Below are 20,330 nucleotides of genomic sequence, written 5' to 3'. Positions count from 1 at the left end.
GCCCGCCATAGCCCGCTGAACCCTCATTCAAGCCCCGCGCCACAGTCGGGCGGGCCGACGCCTGCGGCGCTATAGTCGCCTGCCCAGTTACTGGGCCGAAGTCATTGCCCCTGAGAGACCAACCGTGATCGAACCCACCAAGCTGCTCAAACCTCAGAACGACCCGGCCCCGCGCTGGTTCCATATTGCCGTGGCCGCCAGTATGGTGCTCAGCACGCTCAGCGCCGTCTACAGCTCGATGAAGACCAGTGCCGCCATGCAGGCCTTGGTGAAAGAAAACTCGCGCCTGGTCTTGGCCAGCTCAACGCCCTTGCTGCAGTTGATGAGCAGCAACTACGACGGCGGCAAACCCAGCCTGAGTTTCAAGGTCACCAATGACGGCAACGGGCCAGCCCGCGTCGTCTGGTTCGAGATGAAATCCGAGGGGCGGCTGATCAAAAGCTTGCGGGAAGAGATTCGTGGCGACGCCAAGGAGGCCACGCCCATGTCGCTTTACATCACGACCTCAACGATTGCGCCGCGCCTGATCTCGCCAGGCAATAGCGTCACGCTGTTCGCCTGGGACCAGCCGGCCGCCAGCGATGATGCTGCCCTGAAGCTTTGGCAGCAATTTGACCGCCAAGGGCGTGGCAAGATCTCGGTGGAGGCCTGCTACTGCTCGGTGCTCGATGCCTGCTGGATCTCCGATTTGGATGGCGACATCCCCAAGCCCGTGGACCGTTGCGAGGCCACCGGCAAGACCACGGTCAAGGGCTGAAGGCCAAGTCCTTGGCAGGCTTGTCGCCCACATCAGGGCTCAAGCGCCATTGCTGCACCAAGCCGCCGTGGCGCGCGCCCCAGTGGCGCAAGTCATCGTCTCGGCCCTGATAGACCTGGTTCAAGAAGGCCAAAGACAACTCCTGGGTGGCAGCCTTGACCTTGGGGTTCAGGGCCACGCCACCAGCAGCGGCCCGGTCGGTGAAGATGCTGTGGGAGCCGCCTTCAAACACCACCAGGCTCTTGCGGGAGCTGCCGGTGGCATCAAACACGGCGATGCGGTCTTTGGCATCCGAATGATAGCCAGGGATATTGATCACATCCTCAGACGCGGTGATGTGCAGCGTGGGGATGCTGATGGGCTTGAGGATGGCGGCCGTCTTCTCGGTCTCGCCATAAAAAGGTGGGGCCGAAATGATGATGGCGGCCTTGATGCGCGGGTCACGCAATTGCCCCAAGGTTTGACCTTCGCGAGTGACCTCAGCGCCCGACAAGAGCATCACCGTATTGGCGCCATAGCTATGGCCAGCGGCGCTGATGCGCTGCACATCAATCTTGGCGCCATAAGGACTTTGCAGGAGCTGGTCAAGCGCAAAGCGCACATCGGCCACCCGATTCAAAGCCTCGCCTTCCTTGGCCGCTTGCTGCAAGCGCCCCACCAGACCGAAGGGGTTGCCCATCCACAAAGCGCGGTCGCTGCCCACATGTTGCACATGCAAGCTGGCATAACCCTGCGAAGACCAATAGGCGCCCAGATAGCTGTAGCCGCGCCGGGAGCCGCCAATGCCATGCGAGAACACGATCAAGGGCACCGTACCGTCGGCATGGTCGGGCGCAGTGGCCTTGGCCGGCCAGTACAGGCGCGCTGGCACCGCGCGGCTTCGGCTGGGGTCTTGCCAATCGAGGTCTTCGGTGCGGTAGTCCACTGCCAAGGCGGGCGCATCGACGCTCGCCGCCAGCGGTTCGCCCCGCAAGGCCTCGGCAGGCTGCGTCTCAACACTGGGGCTACGGCAGGCCGCCAGCGCCAGCGCCAGGCCTAAAAAGGCGGCGCCACGCAAGACGCCGGGCAGGCGGGCAGAAACTGGTTTCGAGCTTGGGCCTTGATTCATCGCTTGCATGTGGGTCACCGTAGCAGAGATTTCAAGAGTCTGCACAGCGCCCCTCGGCAGCAATGGGTTCCTGATGCTTTCCTAACACCACTGCTGCGAAGCTGACACCCAGTCGGCCGCAACAGCTTTCGAGGGTCGACGGTGCGCCGGCGCTATTCCGGCGAAACAAGACCAGGGAGGTCCGCCATCATGGACGGTCTATACATCTATCTTCTGTTGATCGCAGTCAGCTTGATCGCCTTGAGCGGTTTGCGCATCGCCAACCAATACCAGCGGGCGGTCGTGTTCCGACTTGGCAAACTCAGGGGGACCCGCGGCCCGGGCCTGTACTGGTTGATCCCGCTGCTTGAATGGCAGCGGATGATGGACCTGCGCACCATCACCGCCTCGGTGGACCAACAAGAAACCATCACCAAGGACAATGTGCCGGTCAAGGTGACGGTGGTGGTCTGGTACGCCGTCACCGACCCGGTACGCGCCGTCATCGAGGTATTGGATGTGGACCGCTCGGTGATTCAGGTCGCCTTGACCTCGATGCGCAACATCATTGGCCGCCACACGCTTGATGATGTGCTGAAGGAGCAGGAGCGACTCGGCACCGATATGCGTCAAGCCATTGACTCGGCCACCGAGCCCTGGGGCGTGAAGGTCACGCGGGTCGAGATGCGTAACGTCGAGATTCCCGAGTCGATGCAACGCGCCATGGCCCAGGAGGCCGAAGCGCTGCGTGAAAAGCGCGCCCGCATCATCAAGGCGGAGGCCGAGTTGGAGGCCTCGCTGAAACTGAAGGAGGCGGCCGGCGTGATCATGGAGAACCCGGCCGGGCTGGAGTTGCGCCGCATGCAGATGATCACCGAGGTCGGCGCAGAACAGAACACCACGACCATCATCATGATGCCGAGCGAATTCGTCTCTATGGCGGCCGGCATCTCCAAATGGGCGGGCCAGCAAGCCGGGCCGCACACCGCGGCCGAACAGGCAACTCGGGTTTAGAACAACTCCATGGCGCTGAGCTGCGCCTGCTCGCTCATCTTGCCGGCCAAGACCAGTTCGGCGTGGCTGTGGACTTGGTTGCGGCCAGAATCCTTGGCGTGATAGACGGCCTTGTCGGCGCGCTCAAAAGCGCCGGCAGGAGAGTCGCCCAGACGCACCTGGGTGAAGCCGATGCTGACCGTGATGCGGCCCACCTGAGGAAAAGCGTAATGCTCGGTGTTGTGGCGCAGGCGCTCGAAGGCCAGCACCGCGTCGGCCTCATCTTCGCAGCGCATCAACACCACGAACTCCTCGCCGCCAAAGCGGTAGAGCAGGTCGTGGAAGCGGAAACTGCTGCGCATCAGACGCGACAGCAGCAGCAAGACCTCATCGCCAATCAGATGACCAAAGCGATCGTTGACCGATTTGAAATGGTCGATGTCAACGACACCCAAAAAGTAGCGCGGGCTCGGGCCTTCATGGCGCCGGCCATCATCGGTGTCCGACAAGACGGCACGCGCCGGCAACTCGCTGACCGCCTTCAAAAAACTCTCTTCGAAGGTCTTGCGGTTCAACAGGCCGGTCAGCGTGTCGCGCTCGCTGTAGTCCAACAGGCCTTGGAAGTTGTGATAAATCCTCAGCACGCTAGTGACCATGCGCTGAGCCGTGTTTTTCATCCGCTCGGACGACACCACCTCCACAACGCCCACCACCTCGCGGTCGGTGGCAATGGGAAACAGGCTGATGAATTGACCGCCCGACTCCATTTGCACCACCGTGCGGTTGTGCATGCAGTCGAGTCGTTTCGGATGCTCGTGCGCCAAGGGCAAGCCCGCCGGGTCGGCCCACAAGGGGTCGGCCGTGGCGACCGCGTCGTCGGCATGCAAACGGGCACGCGTCAACCAGCGCTCCTGACCGGGCTCGCCGATGCAGCGAAAAATCGCCACCGACAAGGGCTCGAGCAGATCGCGCAGGGCCGACACCAAGGTGACGTCCATGACATCGCGGTCACGGAAGCCCGTCAGTTCGGCAAGATGGTCAACGACTTCGGACATTGCTTCTGATCGCCCCCTTGTCGGAGGTCTGATCGTTATGGTGGCAAGCTTCTGATGGTGACCAGAAGCCCCAACGCCTCCTCACCTCGATCACTGCCGTGTGTCTTCAGCGGCAATTTGTGTCGAAGTGTATCCAGCAATCAATGACAAAAGCTTTTCTTCGTCATAAGGCTTGCCCAGGTAATGGTTGACCCCTAGCTGTTCGGCGTAATCACGATGTTTTTGCGCAATACGCGAGGTGATCATGATGACCGGCAAGCCCGCCAAGCGTGCATCGGCGCGCATATTGCGGACCAGGTCAAAGCCGTCCATGCGCGGCATCTCAATATCGGACAAGACCAAATCCGGCAATTCCTCGCCGGCCAACTGCTCCATCGCATCCAGACCATCCTTGGCCAGTTGCACCCGGTAGCCCTCCCGCTCCAACAGACGTTGGGTGACACGCCGCACGGTCAGCGAATCGTCGACCACCAACACCAAGGGTGCCTCGGGCTCTTCGGCCGCGGCCTGCAAGGTCTGCATCTGCGCCTGTTGCTGCGCCAGGCTCAGCTCACGCAGTTGCTGCTGGGCTGCCAATCCATACCAGCTGGCCAAGGCCACCGGGTTGTAGATCAAGGCCACCTCGCCGGAGGCCAATAGGCTGATGCCAGCAAGACCTGGCACCCGGCTCAATTGCGGGCCCAGGTTCTTGACCACCACTTCCTGGTTGCCCAACACTTCGTCCACATGCAGGGCCAGCCGTTGATGCGCACTGCGCACCAGTACCACCGAGGCATGTTTGCCATGCCCGTGGCCACGGCCGGTCTGGCCCAGTAGGCCGCCCAGCCAATAGAAAGGCAAGGCCTCGCCGGCGTAGTTCAAGCTGCCCCCCGCATAGGCGGCCTCGACCTGCTCCAGCGGCACACGCTGCACCGAGTCCATCAAGCTGGCGGGCACCGCCACCGACTGCTCGCCGCAGCGCAAAAGCACCACCTGGGTCAAAGCCGTAGTCAGCGGCAGGCGCAGCGCGAAGCAACTGCCCTGCCCGGCCGTTGAATTGATCTCGATCGAACCGCCCAAGGTGCTGACCTCGGCCCGCACCACATCCATGCCGACGCCACGCCCCGACAACTCGGTCACCTGGGCTGCGGTTGAAAAGCCGGGCGTGAAGATCAGTTGCATCAGCGCTGCGTCGCTGATCGGATTGAGCGCCTCGGTCTCGGGCTTGATCAGGCCGAGCTGCAGGCCACGCTCACGAATGCGCGCCAGATTCAGGCCCGCGCCGTCGTCGCTGAAGCTCAGCAAGACTTCATTGCCTTCTTGGTGAACCTGCAAGCGAACCGTGCCGACCGCCTCTTTGCCGGCAGCCAAGCGCTGCTCCGGTGCCTCGATGCCATGGCTGACGCTGTTGCGCAGCAAATGCTCGAAAGCGCCGGACATGCGTTCCAACACACTGCGGTCCAGCTCGGTCTGGCTGCCTTCGATTTCCAGCTTGGCCTGGCGACCGGCATCGCGCGCGGCCTGCCGCACCACCCGGTGCAGACGCTCGGCCAGGCTCTCGAATTCAACCATGCGGGTGCGCAGCAAATCGTCCTGCAACTCGCGTGTCAAGCGCGACTGCGCCGCCAACTCGTCTTCACCCAACTGCACATTGCGCTGCAAGCTGCGCTGCACGGTGGCCACGTCACCCACCGACTCGGCCAGCATGCGGGTCAACTCCTGGAAGCGCGTGTAGCGGTCGAACTCGAGCGGATCGAAGTCGGCCGAACGGGCCTGGTTCGACTTCAGCTGCTGCTCTTGCTGGGCCCCCATCTGCGCCTCGGCTTGCAACTCCAGCTCGCGCAACTGGGCCCGCAAGCGGTCCAAGTTGTCGTCCAGATCAAGCAGCGAGGACTTCATCTGCGCCAGCTCGGACTCCAAGCGCGCGCGCCGGATGCTGACCTCGCCGGCCTGGGCTGCCATGCGTTCCAACAGGCTGGCGCGCACACGCACCAGCGCCTGCAAGCCAGAGGCCGCGCTGTCGGCGCTGGCGTCCAGTGGTGGCTCGGCGAAGCGAGCCCAATCGATCTGCGGGCCACTGACTGGCGCGGCCGGTTCAGCGAGCGGTGCCTCGGCTGGCGCATCGCTGAACTGAATCGAATCATCCCCCTCGGTCGCTTCGGTCGCATCGGTCGTTTCAGGCAACACAGCAGCCTCAGGCGCTACCAACTCTGCAGCCACGGGCATGGCCTCGGCCGCGGGAAGATCTACTTCGGCCACCTCGTCCAACAGCGCGGGCTCAGCCGCGGCTGCGTCTAGCGCCAAGCCGATTGGCTCTTCGCGCTCGGGCGTTTGCAGAAGCTCCGGCTCCGCTACGGTCGGCAGCACTACAAGCTCAGGCTCGGATGAAGCAAGCGCTGCTTCAACCTTGATCACCTCGGCCGGCGCTTGCATGAGCAGGTCGAGCCCGGCTTCCAAGGCATCGGCAGCGGCCTGCACGGCCTGCAATTCATTCGATGTCGGCATCTCGGCCGCCATGGCGCGCTCGATCGCCGATTCCAAGACATGCGCTTGTTCACCCAGACGCATCGCACCGCTCAGGCGCGCGCCACCTTTGAAGGTGTGCAGCGCGCGCATGCAAGCGTCGCCGTGCTGAATCTCGGATGGATGCGCCAACCAAGCCCGCAGCGCGGCATGCAGATCGCGCAAAAGATCGCGAGCCTCTTCCTCGAAGATGGGCAGCAAGACCGGATCGATGTCGTCGGGCTGGCCAGGCTCGGGCTCGATTTCGGCGACGTCGGCCTGCGCGCCAGACTCGCTGGACAGGGCTTGCGCCTCGTCCAAGCCATCTCGATCGGCAAACTGATGCACCTCATCGCCAAGCTCGGCATCCAAGGCGCCGAACTGGCTGCTGGCGGCCAAATCGGGCTCATAGGCTTGCAAATTGGCCAGCGTGACCGGGTTGAGCGACTTCAGGAAACCCGCGGCGAACTGATGCAGCAGATGCCGCACCTCATCGGCCGCCAGCACAAACAGCTGGGCATCGGCCTCGCTGTAGCGGCCGGCCCGCTGGGCACGACCCAGCGCATGTTCCAGCGCCCGGTTCAGCGTGGACAAATCATCAAAGCGCACGGCGGCCGAACTGCCGGCCAAGGCATGCGCCAGCGCTTCGCAGCTGGCGGGCACAGGCCGGTTCAACTCGAGCGCCCACTCGGCCAGCTGGGTGGCCAAGCGACGCGACAATTCATCGGCCTCGTTGAGGAAGATATTGAACAGCTCCAGCTTGACCGGCAACGTGCCAATCATCTTGAACTGCTCGTCCAGGCTTTCGTCCCGGCTTTCTTCCAGCTCCGGCAGTTCATCGTCGGCCTGCGGAACCTGTAGAAGTTCAGCGTTTGGCTGGGCCCGATGCAACTCGATGATGGTGGCCGACGGCAGCTCGGGCAACTCGGCTTCGCCCTCTTCCTCGGCAACGGAGGGCGTCTGGGCTGACTCGGGCGGCACCGTGTCGGTCAAGGACAGCTCGTCCGACTCCAGCAGTTGAGGCAGTTCCAGCAACTCAGCGGCCTCGGTCTCGGCTTCGGTATCGATAGGCGCTGCCAGCCCTGGCTGGTCTTGCGTGTCTTCGCCCAAATCCAGGCGCAGTTCAAACTCCGGCAATTCAAACGCAGGCTGTGCGGTGGCCGTGGCTTCGGCCGGCAGCAAGGGCAGATCCAAATCGAAGCCGAGTTCCTCAAAGGCCTCGGGCGCTGCGAGGGCTTCCGTGGCGTCGGGGAGCTCCAGCACCTCCAGCACTTCGGGCATCTCGACCACTTCGGGCGCATCCATGGGCGCACTCGCGCTGGCGCCCAAAGGCTCGGGGGCCATCTCGTGCAGATGCAAACGCTCAAGGACCTCAGACTCCGGCGCTGGCTCGGGCTCGCTCAGCTCGCCAGCAAACACGGTCGGCTCCACCTCGATGGTGGTGGCCGGCCATTCGATCGGCAAGGCCTCACCCACGAGGCGCAGCGCATCGGCACTGCGGCGCAACGGATCGGGCACATGTTGGCCCGGCTGACGACCGGCAATCTGTTCGCACCAGCCGCCCAGATAGCTCAAGGCCTCGGCGCTAAAGCCCAACAAAGCGGCATCGGCCTGCGGTGCGGCCTCAGCCAGGCGCGCGTTGTACAACTGCTCGCAGGCCCAAGCACCTTCGCCAAAGGCGTCGAAGCCAACCATGCGGGCACTGCCCTTGAGGGTGTGGAAGGCGCGGCGCAGCACCGTCATCTGTTCCTTGTCCTGCCCGTTCACGCGCAGGGCCGCCAAGGCGCGGCCGGCCGTGGTCAAAACCTCGCCGGCCTCTTCCAGGAAGATCTCCTGCATCTCGGGGTCGGTGGCCGAGGCCATCTGCGGCACCAAGGACGGCTTGGCGGGCGCGGCAAGCGGCGGAGTTTGCACAGGCGGTGGCACAGGCACTGCGGGAGCGGGCACGGGCGCAGCCGCCACGGCCGGCTCCGCTTGATGCAGCTCGGGCAGTTCCAGCTCGTGCATCGGCTGCAAGAGCTGCGGCGGCTCGGCCAAACCGGCCGGCATCGCCGGAGGCGGCGTGTGCGCGGCCACCACGGCGGGGTCCAACGGCGGCAATTGGCTGGCGTCGCTGCGCCGGCCCATCACCGGATTGAGGCGCCCACTGGCTTCATCGAACACGAACATGCGCTTGGCCAGTTGCGGCTGCACGCTCAACATATCGATCAGAAAACCCAAGGCGCCCAGATTGTTGGCGAGGCGATCGAACAATTCACGCGGCCCAGTTCGGGCCACATCAACCTCGGTGTTGGCCAGCTCGTCGACCTCATCGCGCATGCGCAGACAAGCCAGTGCCGCTTGATCCAAGCCCAGCACGGTCAGCACCCCGCGCATGGCCGACAACTGAGCCGGCACCGGGATCAGGCGTTCACGCTGACTAGGATCACGGAAATATTCGTCGGCCAGACGCTCGACCTCGGACAAGTTGCTGCGCAATTCCTGCACCACGCTGCCCAGGGTCTGACGGTCCGAGACACGGCGGTACAAGTCCTCCATCCAAGCTTCAAGCGGCTCGGGCGAGTCCCCGTGCTGCACCGCTTCGACCCGGCGGGCCAGGCGCCGCACGCGTTCGGCCTGTTCGGGCTGATCAAAGGCGGCGTCATCCAGCGCAGCGTCCACATACAAGAGGCTGGTCGCCACTTCCATTGCCAGCGCCGGCGGCGGCGCCTCACCCGAACGCAGGGTCGCCACGACCGCACGCTGCAAGGATTCGGCCAAAACCTCGCCAGAGGGAAAGAGTCGCTGCAAAGACTCGGCCAGCGCCACGAACTGCTCGTTCAGCGCACCGGTGCGGTGGCTGTCGCCCTCTGCGGCGCTGCTCCATGATTCCTTGGCCGAGCTGACTCGACGGCGCGCCTGGGTCACCCAGGCCGGGTCGATTCGGCCCAGGGTCTCATCCTCATAATCCCCCGGCTCAGCGGCACCTGGCTCGGCCAAGCCATAGGCGGCCAGTGCAGCCTGCAAACGCGGCGCGGCCTGGCCTTGGGCCGGCGCACGGCTTTGCGCGCAGAAGAAGAGCAAGTCATGCGCCAGGCGTTCGTTGACGCCCGCATCCCCTTGCGCCACCACGCGCAGTTGCGACAGCAGGCGCGAGCCCAGGCGTTTGACATAGGCATCGACCGTCAACAGCCCCAGCGCCTGCGCTTCAAACACAGCACTGGCCAGTTGCCACAGCGTGCGGCTATGGGGCTCGGTCAAACCCGCTGCCAGCGCCGCGCACAGGTCGCTCAGGCTGCGCGCATGGGCAGCACTCGGCTCGCGCATGGCCTTCAGCAGCGTCGCTTCAAATGGCCCGCGCACCACCGCATGAGCCATCGCTTGCGCATGGGCGTCTGGCGGCAACGTGCGCCAGCTCCATTCATGGTCCCACAGATCGGCGGGGTGAATACGCTCGGCGCCATTCAGCGTCTGCAGATCGCGGTAGCTGGGAAACAGGCTCAGTGTCGAACTTTTGTTGCCGGCCAACATGCGGGCAATCAGCGACAGCAAGGCGAAGTCGGCGCGCTCAATCGTTTCAACCCGCTTCAGGTCGATCTCTTGCGGGTTCTGAGCCAAAAAGGCCACCGCTTGCTCGGCCGCACCGAGCATCAGCGATCCAGCCGGCAAACCGACCAGGGACAAGACGCCGGCCACCTGATGCAATTGCGCGGCAGCGCTTTGCATCGGCGCGTGGTTGGAACTCTCGCCGCCGAGCGTGGCGGCCACCGTCGTGCGGACATCGCCATCGCGCAGCAAACGGCGCATTGACTTGTGCACCGACTCGAGCGAGCGGCGCAACTCCTCCTGCACCCAGGCCAGCGGGCTGAGATCAGGTGGAAATTCTGAATCGCGGGATGAATCCATGCCGGTCCCCACCCCTCAATTGACCTTGAACCGCGCCACCGAAGCCTTCAAGGCATCGGCCGAACGGGACAACTCATGCACCATCTGTGCGGTCGATCGCGTGCCCTCGCTGGTCTGCTCGGTCACCGCAAAAATGTGCTGAATGTTCGAGGCCACCTCATTGGCTGAACGGGCTTCGCTGAGCGCCTGACCCGAAATTTGCGCGATCAATTCGTCCAGGCGCCGCGACACCGAGTCAATCTCCTCCAGCGCCCGTCCGGCCGCGTCGGACAGACGGGTACCTTGCACCACGCCCAGCGTCGAGCGCTCCATGGCGGCCACCGCATCGTGGGTGTCGGTTTGAATCGTCTTCACCAACGCAGCAATGCGCCGCGTCGCATCGCCGGAGCGTTCGGCCAGTCGCTGCACCTCTTCCGCCACCACAGAGAAACCACGCCCAGCCTCACCGGCCGAGGCGGCCTGGATGGCGGCGTTCAGCGCCAGCACATTGGTCTGTTCGGTAATGTCGGAGATCAGCTCGGTGATCTCGCCAATTTCCTGCGAAGACTCGCCCAGGCGCTTGATGCGTTTGGAGGTTTCCTGAATGTGCTCGCGGATCGAGTTCATGCCGCTGATATTGTTTTGCATCGCCTGCAAACCCGACTCGGCCGCTTCGCGCGACTGGCGCGCCACCGAGGCCGTGGCCTGGGCCTGGTTCGACACCTCATTGATGCGTCCAGCCATTTGCAGCACTGCCTCGCCGGTGGAGCGAATCTCGTGCAACTGCTCCTTCGACGCAGCCAACAGATCGGTGGAGGTTTGGTCGACCTGACCGGTCGTGTCGGTCACCCGGGCCGCCGTGCTTTGCACCTGGCTGACCAGATTGCGCAACTCTTCCACCGTGTAATTGACCGAGTCGGCAATCGCGCCGGTGATGTCTTCGGTCACCGTGGCTTGCTGCGTCAAATCACCCTCGGCGACCGACTGCAATTCATTCATCAAACGCAAAATCGCCGCCTGATTGGCATCATTGACACGCTTGGCCTCGCGCTCCTGCGCCTCGGCCTCGGCCTTTTGGGATTCGGCCATCTGCGCGCGTTGCGCCTGATCGGACACATAAAACCGCAGGAAACCGAGCGCGCCAAGCACCAGCGCGGCCAAGGAGGCCAACATCAGGCCGATCAGCCACATGCTGACACCACCCGCACGCTCCAACTCCAAGGCCACCTGTTCCAGGCCTTTGCGCAAGGTCTCGCTGTCGGCCAAGATGCTGGTCTGCGCCTCACGCGCCGATACCAGGCCCTGCAGATTGCCCAGAATCGAACTGGCCTGACTGCGGGTCTGCTCGTACTGCTTCATCAGCGTGGCCAGGCGCGCCCGCATCTGGGGGTCCTTGGCGGCATTCAGCTTCAATTCGGAGCTGCCATTCAGCAGCGCGTCGGTGATCAGTTTGAAGGAATTCAGGTCCTTGCCCAGCAGGAACACCGCCTCGGGGCTGACGCCCTCCTGGGTCAGGAATTCATTCGCGCTCTTGCCAATGCGCTGCGTCAACATCACCAATTGGCCTGCCGCGGAGATCTCGGCGGCCGAGCCGCCTTGCTGCAAGGATTCCGCCGCCACTGCGTCGGCGCTCTCCAGCAAATCGGAGGACTGGCGGTTGATGGCGCGCAAGGCCAGCCCCACTTCGGTCAACACTTTTTCCTGCGACTGCACCAGCTGACCATTCTTTTCGGCCCGCTGCACCAAGGGCAGCACTGCTTCCAGGCTGGGCTGCACCGCGGCCGGCGCAATCATCAACTCGCCCTGACCGGTGCGCAGACTGCCGACCACCGCACTCAAGGTGCCCACGCTTTCACGCAACTCGGCAAAAGCGCCCGTATTGCCGACCAAGGCCGCGGACACCGATTTGGCCAGGCGCTGCGATTGCATCAAGGCCTGACCGGTAGCGCGCACCTGGGCGGCATTGCGCGAACCGCCGAGCAAACTCAAGCTCACCGTGGCCGCCGTGCCCAACAGGCCCAAGGCCACCAGCAAGGTCAAGATGGTCTGCCGCCGACCGGCGCCGGCCTTGTTGACGGCCGGCAAACCGCGGGGCTCGGACACCGTGGAGGTGGTGGTCGCAAATGTGGCGGTGGTTTCACCAAACTCGGTGCTGGCCACTTCGGTGGGCAAGGCTTCGGAAATGATCGACGCCTCGCTCGGGCGACTGCCGGTCGAGGCCAGACCTTGGGTTGAGAGGGGCAGTTGTTCGCTGGCGGCGCCTGGCGCCTGAGGCGTCTCACGAGCCGCGTCGGAATCGGTCTTGCCCAGGTTCTTGATCTTGTCCAGGAAGCTCATCTCACCCTCGTGAAGTCGTATGTTTGCCGGCGCAGGCCAGCCTTGTTCTTGCTAACTCCGAATCAAACCACAACCTGCAAGAACCGTTCATGCTTTGAAAGGGCATCCAAATGCAGTTGTTGCCACGATCGACCTTCGGCATCGCGCATCCGCGGCCCGGCAAAGCGGGGTCGCGCGCCCGGCAGCAACTCATCGGGCAGCGGCGTCTCCAGCTGCAATTGATCATCCGCGCGCAGGCCCACCAAACGGTCCACCTGCAACGCGCAATTGATATTGAGTTCGGGATTGAGCGACACCAAGCGGGTTTGCACCGCGTCCGCGCGCATCTCAACGCGTGGGCTGCTCTCACGCAGACCCAAAAACACCGCCAGATCGATCACCGTGAACAAGCCGCCGCGCAAATTGGCCACACCGGCCAACCAAGGCTGCGAATACGGCACCGGTTTGAGCGTGACCGGCGTGAAGATTTCGGCCGCTTCCTTCAAGGACAGCAGCAGACCGTAACCGGCACATTCCACGGCCAACCAGTTGGCCACCTGGGTTTGCTGCTCGCGTGCAGCCTGCATGCGCTGCGCGAGACGTTGCTGAAGTTCTCGCAGGGCGTGGCTTTTGCTCATGACGCTTGAGTATGAAGACGCATCAGCCCAGCGCCTTGATCTTGGCCAACAACTCCTCGGCCTTGACCGGCTTGACCACATAGTCGCGCGCGCCCTGGCGCATGCCCCAGACCTTGTCGGTCTCTTGATTCTTGCTGGTGCACATGATCACCGGCACGGCAGCAAAGCGCTCATCTCGGGTGATGGTGCGGGTCAGTTGAAAACCGTTTTGGCCCGGCATCACCACATCCATCAAGATCAGATCGGGTGTGTCCTCGGCCAGGCGCTTCATCGCCTCTTCGCCGTTTTCGGCGGTGCGCACCGAAAAACCGCGCTTGATCAGCATGTCGCTAAGCACATGCAGCTCGGTCTTGGAATCATCAACCAGCAAAATTTTGTGAATAGGCATCGCGATTCCTCAGGCAGCCCAACAGGCTGCGGCGGCAAAACAGGCGGCAGAGTCGGACTCTGCGAATTTGAATTCGGCAGCGATAGGCATAGTGGGCCCTTGAACGCAGGCGGCCCGCATCAGGCCTCACGCCGGTGCGTGAGCACGGTCTGCAGCAACTGATCCTTGGTGAAGGGCTTGGTCAGATAGTCCTGAGAGCCCACCATGCGGCCGCGTGCCTTGTCGAACAGGCCGTCCTTGCTGGACAACATGACGACCGGCACACCGGAAAAAAGAGGGTTGCGCTTGATGATGGCGCAGGTTTGATAGCCGTCCAAGCGCGGCATCAGGATGTCGCAAAACACCAGGTCGGGCTGATACTCGCTCAGCTTGGCGAGCGCGTCAAAGCCGTCCTCGGCCAAGACCACCTCGTGGCCGCCTTGCTTTAGAAAAATTTCGGCGCTGCGGCGAATCGTGTTGCTGTCATCGATGACCAACACTTTGGCGGCATATGCGCGGCTGCCTTCAGGAACTTGCACGTCCAAGCTTGTCTCTCCTCAAAGCCAACGAGACTCCAAGCCTCGGCTGCCGCAGTATGCCCGCCAAGCGCCAATTTGATCAGCGGAACAAGCCCCGAGATCGCATCAAATTGCAACCATCTCGAAATCGTCTTTGCGGGCACCGCATTCCGGGCAGGTCCAATTCATATCGACCGCGGCCCAAGGCGTGCCGGGCGGAATTCCGTGTTCCGGATCCCCCGCGGCCTCGTCGTAAATCCAGCCACAAATCAGGCACATCCAGGTACTTGGGTTGCTCACGATGGGGTTCTTTTTGCTCACTACAATGCAAAGATTGTAGCCACGCCGGCAAGTCCGCCGTGGCGGGTGAATCGGCAAGGAAGCAACAGCGAATCCGTTCGCTTTGCACGTTTTGCACCTTTCTCCCGCTCACGGATCCGGCGCGGTCTTGCCGCCTGCGGCCAGCCCCATGCAGAAGTTGTTGCAACTGTTTTTTCCTGCAGAAACCGACCGATCGCGCCGCAAATTTATGAGCAAAACAACCCCACCCGCAGCGGCAACTGCCGACCCGGCCTTGGCGCTTGAGGGCCAGGAAGAGCCGCAAGCGCCCGCCTGCGTGATGAGCTTCAACGCCAGCGAGGCCAGCGGCGCCAGCGGCCTGGCCTGCGATGTGGCCACCATTGCCGCCATGGGCGCCCATTGCCTGCCGGTGGTGACCGCCATCATCATGCGCGATACCGCTGAGGCCTTCGAACACCACACGCTGGATGCGGACACCATCGCCGAACAAGCCCGCTTGATTCTGGAAGACGTGCCCATCACCGCCTGGAAGGTCGGCTTCCTCGGCAGCCCGGAGGGCGTCAGCGCCGTGGCCGAGGTGCTGAGCGACTATCCGGATGTGCCGCTGGTGGCCTATTTGCCCAACGTATCTTGGCTGGATGAAGAGCAGCAGCAAAGCTATCTGGATGCTTTCCGCGAGTTGGTGCTGCCGCAAACCCATGTGCTGGTGGGCAACCACAAGACCTTGACCGATTTCTTGCTGCCCGACTGGGATGCCGACCGCCCAGCCTCGCCGCGCGAGTTGGCCGTGGCCGCCGGCCAACATGGTGCTGCCCATGTGTTGGTGACCGGCATCGGCTTGGCCAACCAGTTTGTCGACAATGTGCTGGCCAACCCCCAAGGCCCGATCACCGGCGAGAAATTCGAGCGCTTCGAGGTCAACTTCGTCGGCGCCGGCGACACCTTGTCCGCCTCCTTGGCCGCCCTGCTGTCAGTCGGCGCCGAGATTCATTCAGCGGTCGGTGAAGCGCTGTCCTTCTTGGATCAGGCGCTGGACGCCGGTTTCCGGCCCGGCATGGGCAATGCCATTCCGGACCGCTTTTTCTGGGCCCTGCCGCCGGAAGAAGGCGAAGACGGCGAGGACGGCAATTTGGCCGCGCCCGCCAGCCCCGCCGAGGCCCCCAGTCTCAGCCTGGAAGACGTGACGCCAGGTCGCCCGCCTCGCCGAATGCACTAATTCAATTCAATCTGTTCATGTCAATGTCCCAAAACCAAGTCCTGTTCGAACGCGCCCAAAAGGTCATCCCTGGCGGCGTGAACTCCCCGGTGCGCGCCTTCCGCGCGGTCGGCGGCACGCCGCGCTTTATCAAACGCGGCGACGGTGCCTATATCTATGACGCTGATGGCCAGCGCTATATCGACTACATCGGCTCCTGGGGCCCGATGATTCTGGGCCACGGCCACCCGGCCGTGCTGGAAGCCGTCACCAAGGCCGCACAAGAAGGCTTCTCCTTCGGCGCGCCGACCGAGCGTGAGATCGAGCTGGCCGAAGAGATCTTGAAGCTGGTGCCCAGCATGGAGCAGGTGCGTTTGGTCTCCTCGGGCACCGAGGCTACGATGAGCGCCATTCGCCTGGCGCGCGGCGCCACCGGCCGCAGCAAGTTCATCAAGTTCGAAGGCTGCTACCACGGCCACACCGACGCCTTGCTGGTCAAGGCAGGGTCAGGTCTTGCCACTTTCGGCCACCCCACCAGCGCCGGCGTGCCGGCCGAAGTGGCGCAGCACACCCTGGTGCTGGAGTTCAACCATCTGGCCCAGCTGGAAGAAGCTTTTGCCCTGCACGGCAAGGAGCTGGCCTGCGTGATCATTGAGCCTATCGCCGGCAATATGAACTTCGTGCGCACCCAGACGGCTTATATGAAGCGCCTGCGCGAGCTTTGCACCGAGCACGGCGCCCTGCTGGTGCTGGACGAGGTGATGACCGGCTTCCGCGTCGGCCTGCACAGCGCCCAAGGCCATTACGCCAGCCTGATCCCCGGCTTCAAGCCCGATATCAGCGTCTTCGGCAAGGTCATCGGCGGCGGCATGCCGCTGGCGGCCTTTGGCGCCAGCCGCGAGATCATGAAACATCTGGCCCCGCTGGGCGGCGTCTACCAAGCCGGCACCTTGAGCGGCAACCCGGTGGCCACCGCCTGCGGCCTGGCCACGCTGCGCGAGATCCAAAAGCCCGGTTTCTTTGAAGACCTGTCGGCCAAGACGCGCCGCCTGGTCGATGGCTTGGCGGCCGTTGCTAAAGAGAACGGCGTGCCCTTCAGCGTGGACTGCCAAGGCGGCATGTTCGGCTTCTTCCTGATGGACCAGCTGCCGCAGGAATACCAGACCGTGATGACCACCGACAAGGAGCGCTTCAACCGCTTCTTCCACGCCATGTTGGACGCCGGCGTCTATCTGGCCCCGGCGCTGTACGAGGCCGGCTTTGTCTCCGCCGCGCACACGGACGCCGACATCCAAGCGACGCTGGACGCCGCGCGCCACGCGCTGCGCTGAGCCGAACGCAAACATGCCCCACACCGGCCGCCGCTTCAACGCGGCCATCTTCGATATGGACGGCTTGCTGCTCGACTCCGAGCGGCCCATCCGTGACGCCTGGCTGCGCCAAAGCGCAGCGGCCGGCACGCCGCTCTCGCCCAGCGACTACCTGCTGACTGTTGGGCGCAACCGCGCCGACTGTCTGCAGATCCTGAGTGAAAAACTCGGCTCGCGCGTCAATGCCGAAGCCATGTATGAATCGGTGGATGCCGAAGTCGAGGCGCAGTTCCAAGGCCGCGGCTTTGCATTGAAACCCGGCGCCGAAGCGCTGCTGAGCCAACTGAAAGAGCAAGGCGTGCCACTGGCCCTGGCCTCCTCCACCCGCCATGCTGAGGTGCTCAGGCGCCTGCGCTTGGCAGGCCTGCTCGACTTCTTTGGCAGCCGGGTTCACGGCGGCGATCAAGTGCAGCGCGGCAAGCCCCACCCCGATCTCTTCTTGCTGGCGGCCCAAAGCCTTGGCATGGCTCCTGCTAATGCCTTGGTGTTTGAAGACAGCAGCTACGGCGCCCAAGGCGGCCTGAGTGCCGGTATGGGCGTGGTCTTGGTGCCCGATCTGAAGCAGCCCGATCCGGCCGTGGCCGATCGATGCACCATCCTGACTTCTTTACACAACGTTTTGGAACGCTGCCCGCACTGGTTCAGCGCCTGAGCCCCAACGCTTTTCCTTCTTCTTTCTCGCCATGCACATTCACATCCTCGGCATCTGCGGCACTTTCATGGGCGGCTTGGCCGCGCTGGCCCGTGAGGCAGGCCACAAGGTCACCGGCTGCGACGCCAATGTCTACCCGCCGATGAGCGATCAGCTGGAGGCTTTGGGCATTGAGCTGATCAGCGGCTTTGGCGCCGATCAGCTGAGCCTGAAACCCGATCTCTTCGTGATCGGCAACGTGGTCACCCGTGGCGAGAAGTTCCCGCTGATGGAAGCCATTCTGGACGCCGGCCTGCCCTACACCAGCGGCCCGCAGTTCTTGGCCGAGCATGTACTGCAAGGCCGCCATGTGCTGGCCGTGGCCGGCACGCATGGCAAGACCAGCACGACCTCGATGCTGGCCTGGATCTTGGAACACGCCGGCTTGAAGCCCGGCTTCTTGGTCGGCGGTGTGCCGCAAAACTTTGGCGTCTCCGCGCGGCTCGGCGAAGGCGCCAGCTTCGTCATCGAAGCCGACGAATACGACACCGCCTTCTTCGACAAGCGCAGCAAGTTTGTGCATTACCGGCCGCGCACTGCCGTGCTGAACAACCTCGAGTTTGACCACGCCGACATCTTTGCCGACCTGGCCGCCATCGAGACGCAGTTCCACCATTTGGTGCGGACCGTGCCGGCCAGCGGCCGCATCGTCGTCAATGCGCGTGAAGAGGCGCTGCAGCGCGTGCTCAGCCGCGGCTGCTGGAGCGATGTGCAGCGCTTCGGCGCCCGCAAGGAAGAAAGCGGCACGCTGCGCGCCCGAGGCGAACCGCAAGCCTTTGATGTGCTGCGCGGCAGCCTCAAAGTCGCGCGGGTCGAGTGGTCGCTGTATGGCGAGCACAACCAGCTGAACGCCTTGGCCGCCATCGCCGCCGCCGAGCATGTGGGCGTCACGCCGGAACAGAGCGCTGCAGCCTTGGCCGAGTTCAAGAATGTGCGTCGCCGCATGGAGTTGCGCGGCGAAGTGGCTGGCATCAAGGTCTACGACGACTTTGCCCACCACCCCACCGCCATCCGCACCACGGTAAACGGTCTGCGCCGCCGCATTGCACCGGCCGAGCGCATCTTGGCCATCTTCGAGCCGCGCTCCAACACCATGAAGCTGGGCGCGATGAAGGCGCAACTGCCTTGGGCGCTGGAAGAAGCCGACCTGAGCTTTTGCAATCAGCTGGGCCTGGACTGGGATGCCAAGGAGGCCTTGACACCACTGGGCGCGCAAGCCCATGTAGGCGCCGACGTGGATGCCTTGGTGGCGGCGGTGGTCAAACTCGCCAAGCCGGGCGACCATTTGCTCTGCATGAGCAATGGCGGCTTTGGCGGCATCCACGACAAGCTGCTGGCCGCCTTGGCAAAGCGCTGAAATCCAGCGTTAGCGAGCAGCGTTGCAAACACGCTCGCTCGCCTTGCTGCAGCTAGTCCCTTTTTCGAAAAGCCAGCCAAGCCGCCACGGCGGTGAAGCAGAGCACGATCGCCGCAATGATGGCAAAGCCATGCGGATGGTCAGACAGCGGAATGCCGCCCACATTCATGCCAAACATACCGGCCATGATGTTGATCGGCAGCGCCAGCACGGTCACCACGGTCAAGGTGAAAACGCTGCGGTTGGTCTGCTCGCCCACTTGAGCGGCCATTTCTTCTTGCAAGAGCTTGATGCGCTCTTGCAGCGCCGACAAGTCCCGAATCACCAGCGAGAACTCTTCGGTCGCTTGGCGCAATTCATCTAGGTCATGTGCCGCCACCCAGGGCGGCGGCTGCCGCAGCAAGCGGAACAGTGCCCCCGGCTCCGGGGCTAACAGTCTTTGCAAGCGCACCAGCACCCGGCGCAGCTGGCCCAGCTCACCGCGTTTTTTCTGCAAACGCCCGCCCAGCAAGCCGTCTTCAATCTGATCCACCTGCAGCGTCGCCTCGCGCACGATGCGCACCAGCACATCGCCTTGGTCGTTCATCAAGTGGTTCAGCAACTCGACGCTGGAGCCAAAGCAGGCCCCGTCTTTGACCGCTTGGCGCAGCCGGTCGATGGAACGCAAGGGATGCGCCCGGGCACTGACCAGCACCCGTTCGCTCACATTGACCCACAAGGTGGCAATCTCTGAGGGGTCAAAGGTGAACTCGAAGGCCACATCGTTGACGACGGCGATCAGGTTGTCGGATGCATCCTCAATGCGGGTGGAGCGAGAGCCTTCGCGCAAGGCTTCAAAGAACTCCGGCGGCAGGCTCAAATTCGCCTGCATCCACTTTTCAGCGGTGGTGTCGGTGAGGTTGAAGTGCAGCCAGAGAAACTCCGGTCCGGTCGCTTCCGCGTTTTGAGCCAGCCATGTCATCGCCTCGGTCAAACCGATTGCACGGCCCTTCTGGCCCGGGGCCAGCACAAAGCCGCAAATCAAGGCGTTGTCCGCCGCACCAAACACATAGTTCATCGGAACCCTCTCCTCCTCACACCCCGTCCCGGCCTTCACTACCGCGCGCGCCGCATCTTTCCGGAACCGGGGCGATTGTGATTCAGGAACAAGACAAGGTCTGCGATGGCTGAGGAATATTCAACGCCATGTAAACGAAAACGAAGCTTGAACGAACCACGGCATCTCAATCTAGAGCTTGTCGGCCCAGTGAGCAATCAACTTTGAGGAGCCGGGCTTGAGCAGGCCGACTGGGCACTCTGCCCCGCTCCTGTCCCCCGCCCCAGGCTCCGCCAGGGGCTCCT

General features: G+C 63.4%; 15 protein-coding genes. 6 read left to right on the top strand and 9 right to left on the bottom strand.

Translation table 11 applies throughout. From position 1 onward, the window contains the following. Positions 1-124: 124 nt before the first annotated feature. Complete coding sequence (locus WG899_RS20085; RefSeq protein WP_339597438.1) at positions 125-757, top strand: hypothetical protein; 633 nt, start codon at positions 125-127, stop codon at positions 755-757. On the opposite strand, the gene WG899_RS20080 is transcribed toward WG899_RS20085, so the two are convergent. Next, entirely contained in the window at positions 747-1,865 is a 1,119-nt protein-coding gene (locus WG899_RS20080; RefSeq protein ID WP_339597437.1) for an alpha/beta hydrolase family protein, read from the bottom strand. The genes WG899_RS20085 and WG899_RS20080 overlap by 11 nt on opposite strands. Positions 1,866-2,054: 189 nt before the next feature. Here WG899_RS20080 and WG899_RS20075 point away from each other — a divergent pair, with 189 nt between their 5' ends. Further along, positions 2,055-2,858, top strand: coding sequence for an SPFH domain-containing protein (locus WG899_RS20075; RefSeq protein ID WP_339597436.1), 804 nt, complete (start codon positions 2,055-2,057; stop codon positions 2,856-2,858). Here the strand turns inward: WG899_RS20075 and WG899_RS20070 are convergent. The 7 genes from WG899_RS20070 to WG899_RS20040 all read right to left on the bottom strand — a co-directional run bounded on the left by WG899_RS20070 (position 2,855) and on the right by WG899_RS20040 (position 14,355). Then, positions 2,855-3,892 (bottom strand): GGDEF domain-containing protein, encoded by a 1,038-nt coding sequence (locus WG899_RS20070; RefSeq protein WP_339597435.1) that lies wholly within the window; start codon positions 3,890-3,892, stop codon positions 2,855-2,857. The two genes, WG899_RS20075 and WG899_RS20070, sit on opposite strands and share 4 nt — an antisense overlap. Before the next feature lie 90 nt (positions 3,893-3,982). Beyond that, a complete protein-coding gene (locus WG899_RS20065; protein ID WP_339597434.1) occupies positions 3,983-10,258 on the bottom strand; it encodes a hybrid sensor histidine kinase/response regulator in 6,276 nt (2,091 codons plus the stop codon). 15 nt (positions 10,259-10,273) lie between these two features. Then, positions 10,274-12,574 (bottom strand): methyl-accepting chemotaxis protein, encoded by a 2,301-nt coding sequence (locus WG899_RS20060; RefSeq protein WP_339597433.1) that lies wholly within the window; start codon positions 12,572-12,574, stop codon positions 10,274-10,276. A gap of 62 nt (positions 12,575-12,636) precedes the next feature. Beyond that, a complete protein-coding gene (locus tag WG899_RS20055) occupies positions 12,637-13,191 on the bottom strand; it encodes a chemotaxis protein CheW (protein WP_339597432.1) in 555 nt (184 codons plus the stop codon). A 22-nt stretch (positions 13,192-13,213) separates the two neighbouring features. Then, entirely contained in the window at positions 13,214-13,579 is a 366-nt protein-coding gene (locus WG899_RS20050; protein ID WP_339597431.1) for a response regulator transcription factor, read from the bottom strand. A gap of 119 nt (positions 13,580-13,698) precedes the next feature. Next, positions 13,699-14,103 (bottom strand): response regulator, encoded by a 405-nt coding sequence (locus WG899_RS20045; RefSeq protein WP_339597430.1) that lies wholly within the window; start codon positions 14,101-14,103, stop codon positions 13,699-13,701. A gap of 99 nt (positions 14,104-14,202) precedes the next feature. Continuing rightward, complete coding sequence (locus tag WG899_RS20040; RefSeq protein ID WP_263538328.1) at positions 14,203-14,355, bottom strand: rubredoxin; 153 nt, start codon at positions 14,353-14,355, stop codon at positions 14,203-14,205. 250 nt (positions 14,356-14,605) lie between these two features. On the opposite strand from WG899_RS20040, the gene thiD reads away from it, so the two are divergent. Genes thiD through mpl form a run of 4 tightly spaced genes read left to right on the top strand, consistent with a single transcriptional unit; the run spans position 14,606 to position 18,989 of the window. Next, on the top strand, positions 14,606-15,592 hold the full coding sequence (gene thiD, locus WG899_RS20035) for a bifunctional hydroxymethylpyrimidine kinase/phosphomethylpyrimidine kinase (RefSeq protein ID WP_339597429.1): 987 nt from the start codon (positions 14,606-14,608) through the stop codon (positions 15,590-15,592). A gap of 23 nt (positions 15,593-15,615) precedes the next feature. Further along, complete coding sequence (gene hemL, locus WG899_RS20030) at positions 15,616-16,902, top strand: glutamate-1-semialdehyde 2,1-aminomutase (protein ID WP_444718881.1); 1,287 nt, start codon at positions 15,616-15,618, stop codon at positions 16,900-16,902. Positions 16,903-16,915: 13 nt separating this feature from the next. Beyond that, on the top strand, positions 16,916-17,593 hold the full coding sequence (locus tag WG899_RS20025) for an HAD family hydrolase (protein ID WP_339597427.1): 678 nt from the start codon (positions 16,916-16,918) through the stop codon (positions 17,591-17,593). A 31-nt stretch (positions 17,594-17,624) separates the two neighbouring features. Beyond that, positions 17,625-18,989: a UDP-N-acetylmuramate:L-alanyl-gamma-D-glutamyl-meso-diaminopimelate ligase gene (mpl, locus tag WG899_RS20020; RefSeq protein ID WP_339597426.1), complete on the top strand. Its 1,365-nt coding sequence runs from the start codon at positions 17,625-17,627 to the stop codon at positions 18,987-18,989. Between the two features lie 52 nt (positions 18,990-19,041). Here mpl and WG899_RS20015 read toward each other — a convergent pair whose 3' ends face one another. Next, positions 19,042-20,046, bottom strand: a complete 1,005-nt coding sequence (locus WG899_RS20015) for a transporter (RefSeq protein WP_339597425.1) — start codon at positions 20,044-20,046, stop codon at positions 19,042-19,044. Positions 20,047-20,330: the final 284 nt, after the last annotated feature.

Origin of the sequence: Paucibacter hankyongi (assembly GCF_037482915.1) — a bacterium.
GTDB lineage: Bacteria > Pseudomonadota > Gammaproteobacteria > Burkholderiales > Burkholderiaceae_C > Paucibacter_A > Paucibacter_A hankyongi.
The sequence above is the reverse complement of the archived record's forward strand: the minus strand, read 5'-3'. Positions and strand labels throughout refer to the sequence as shown.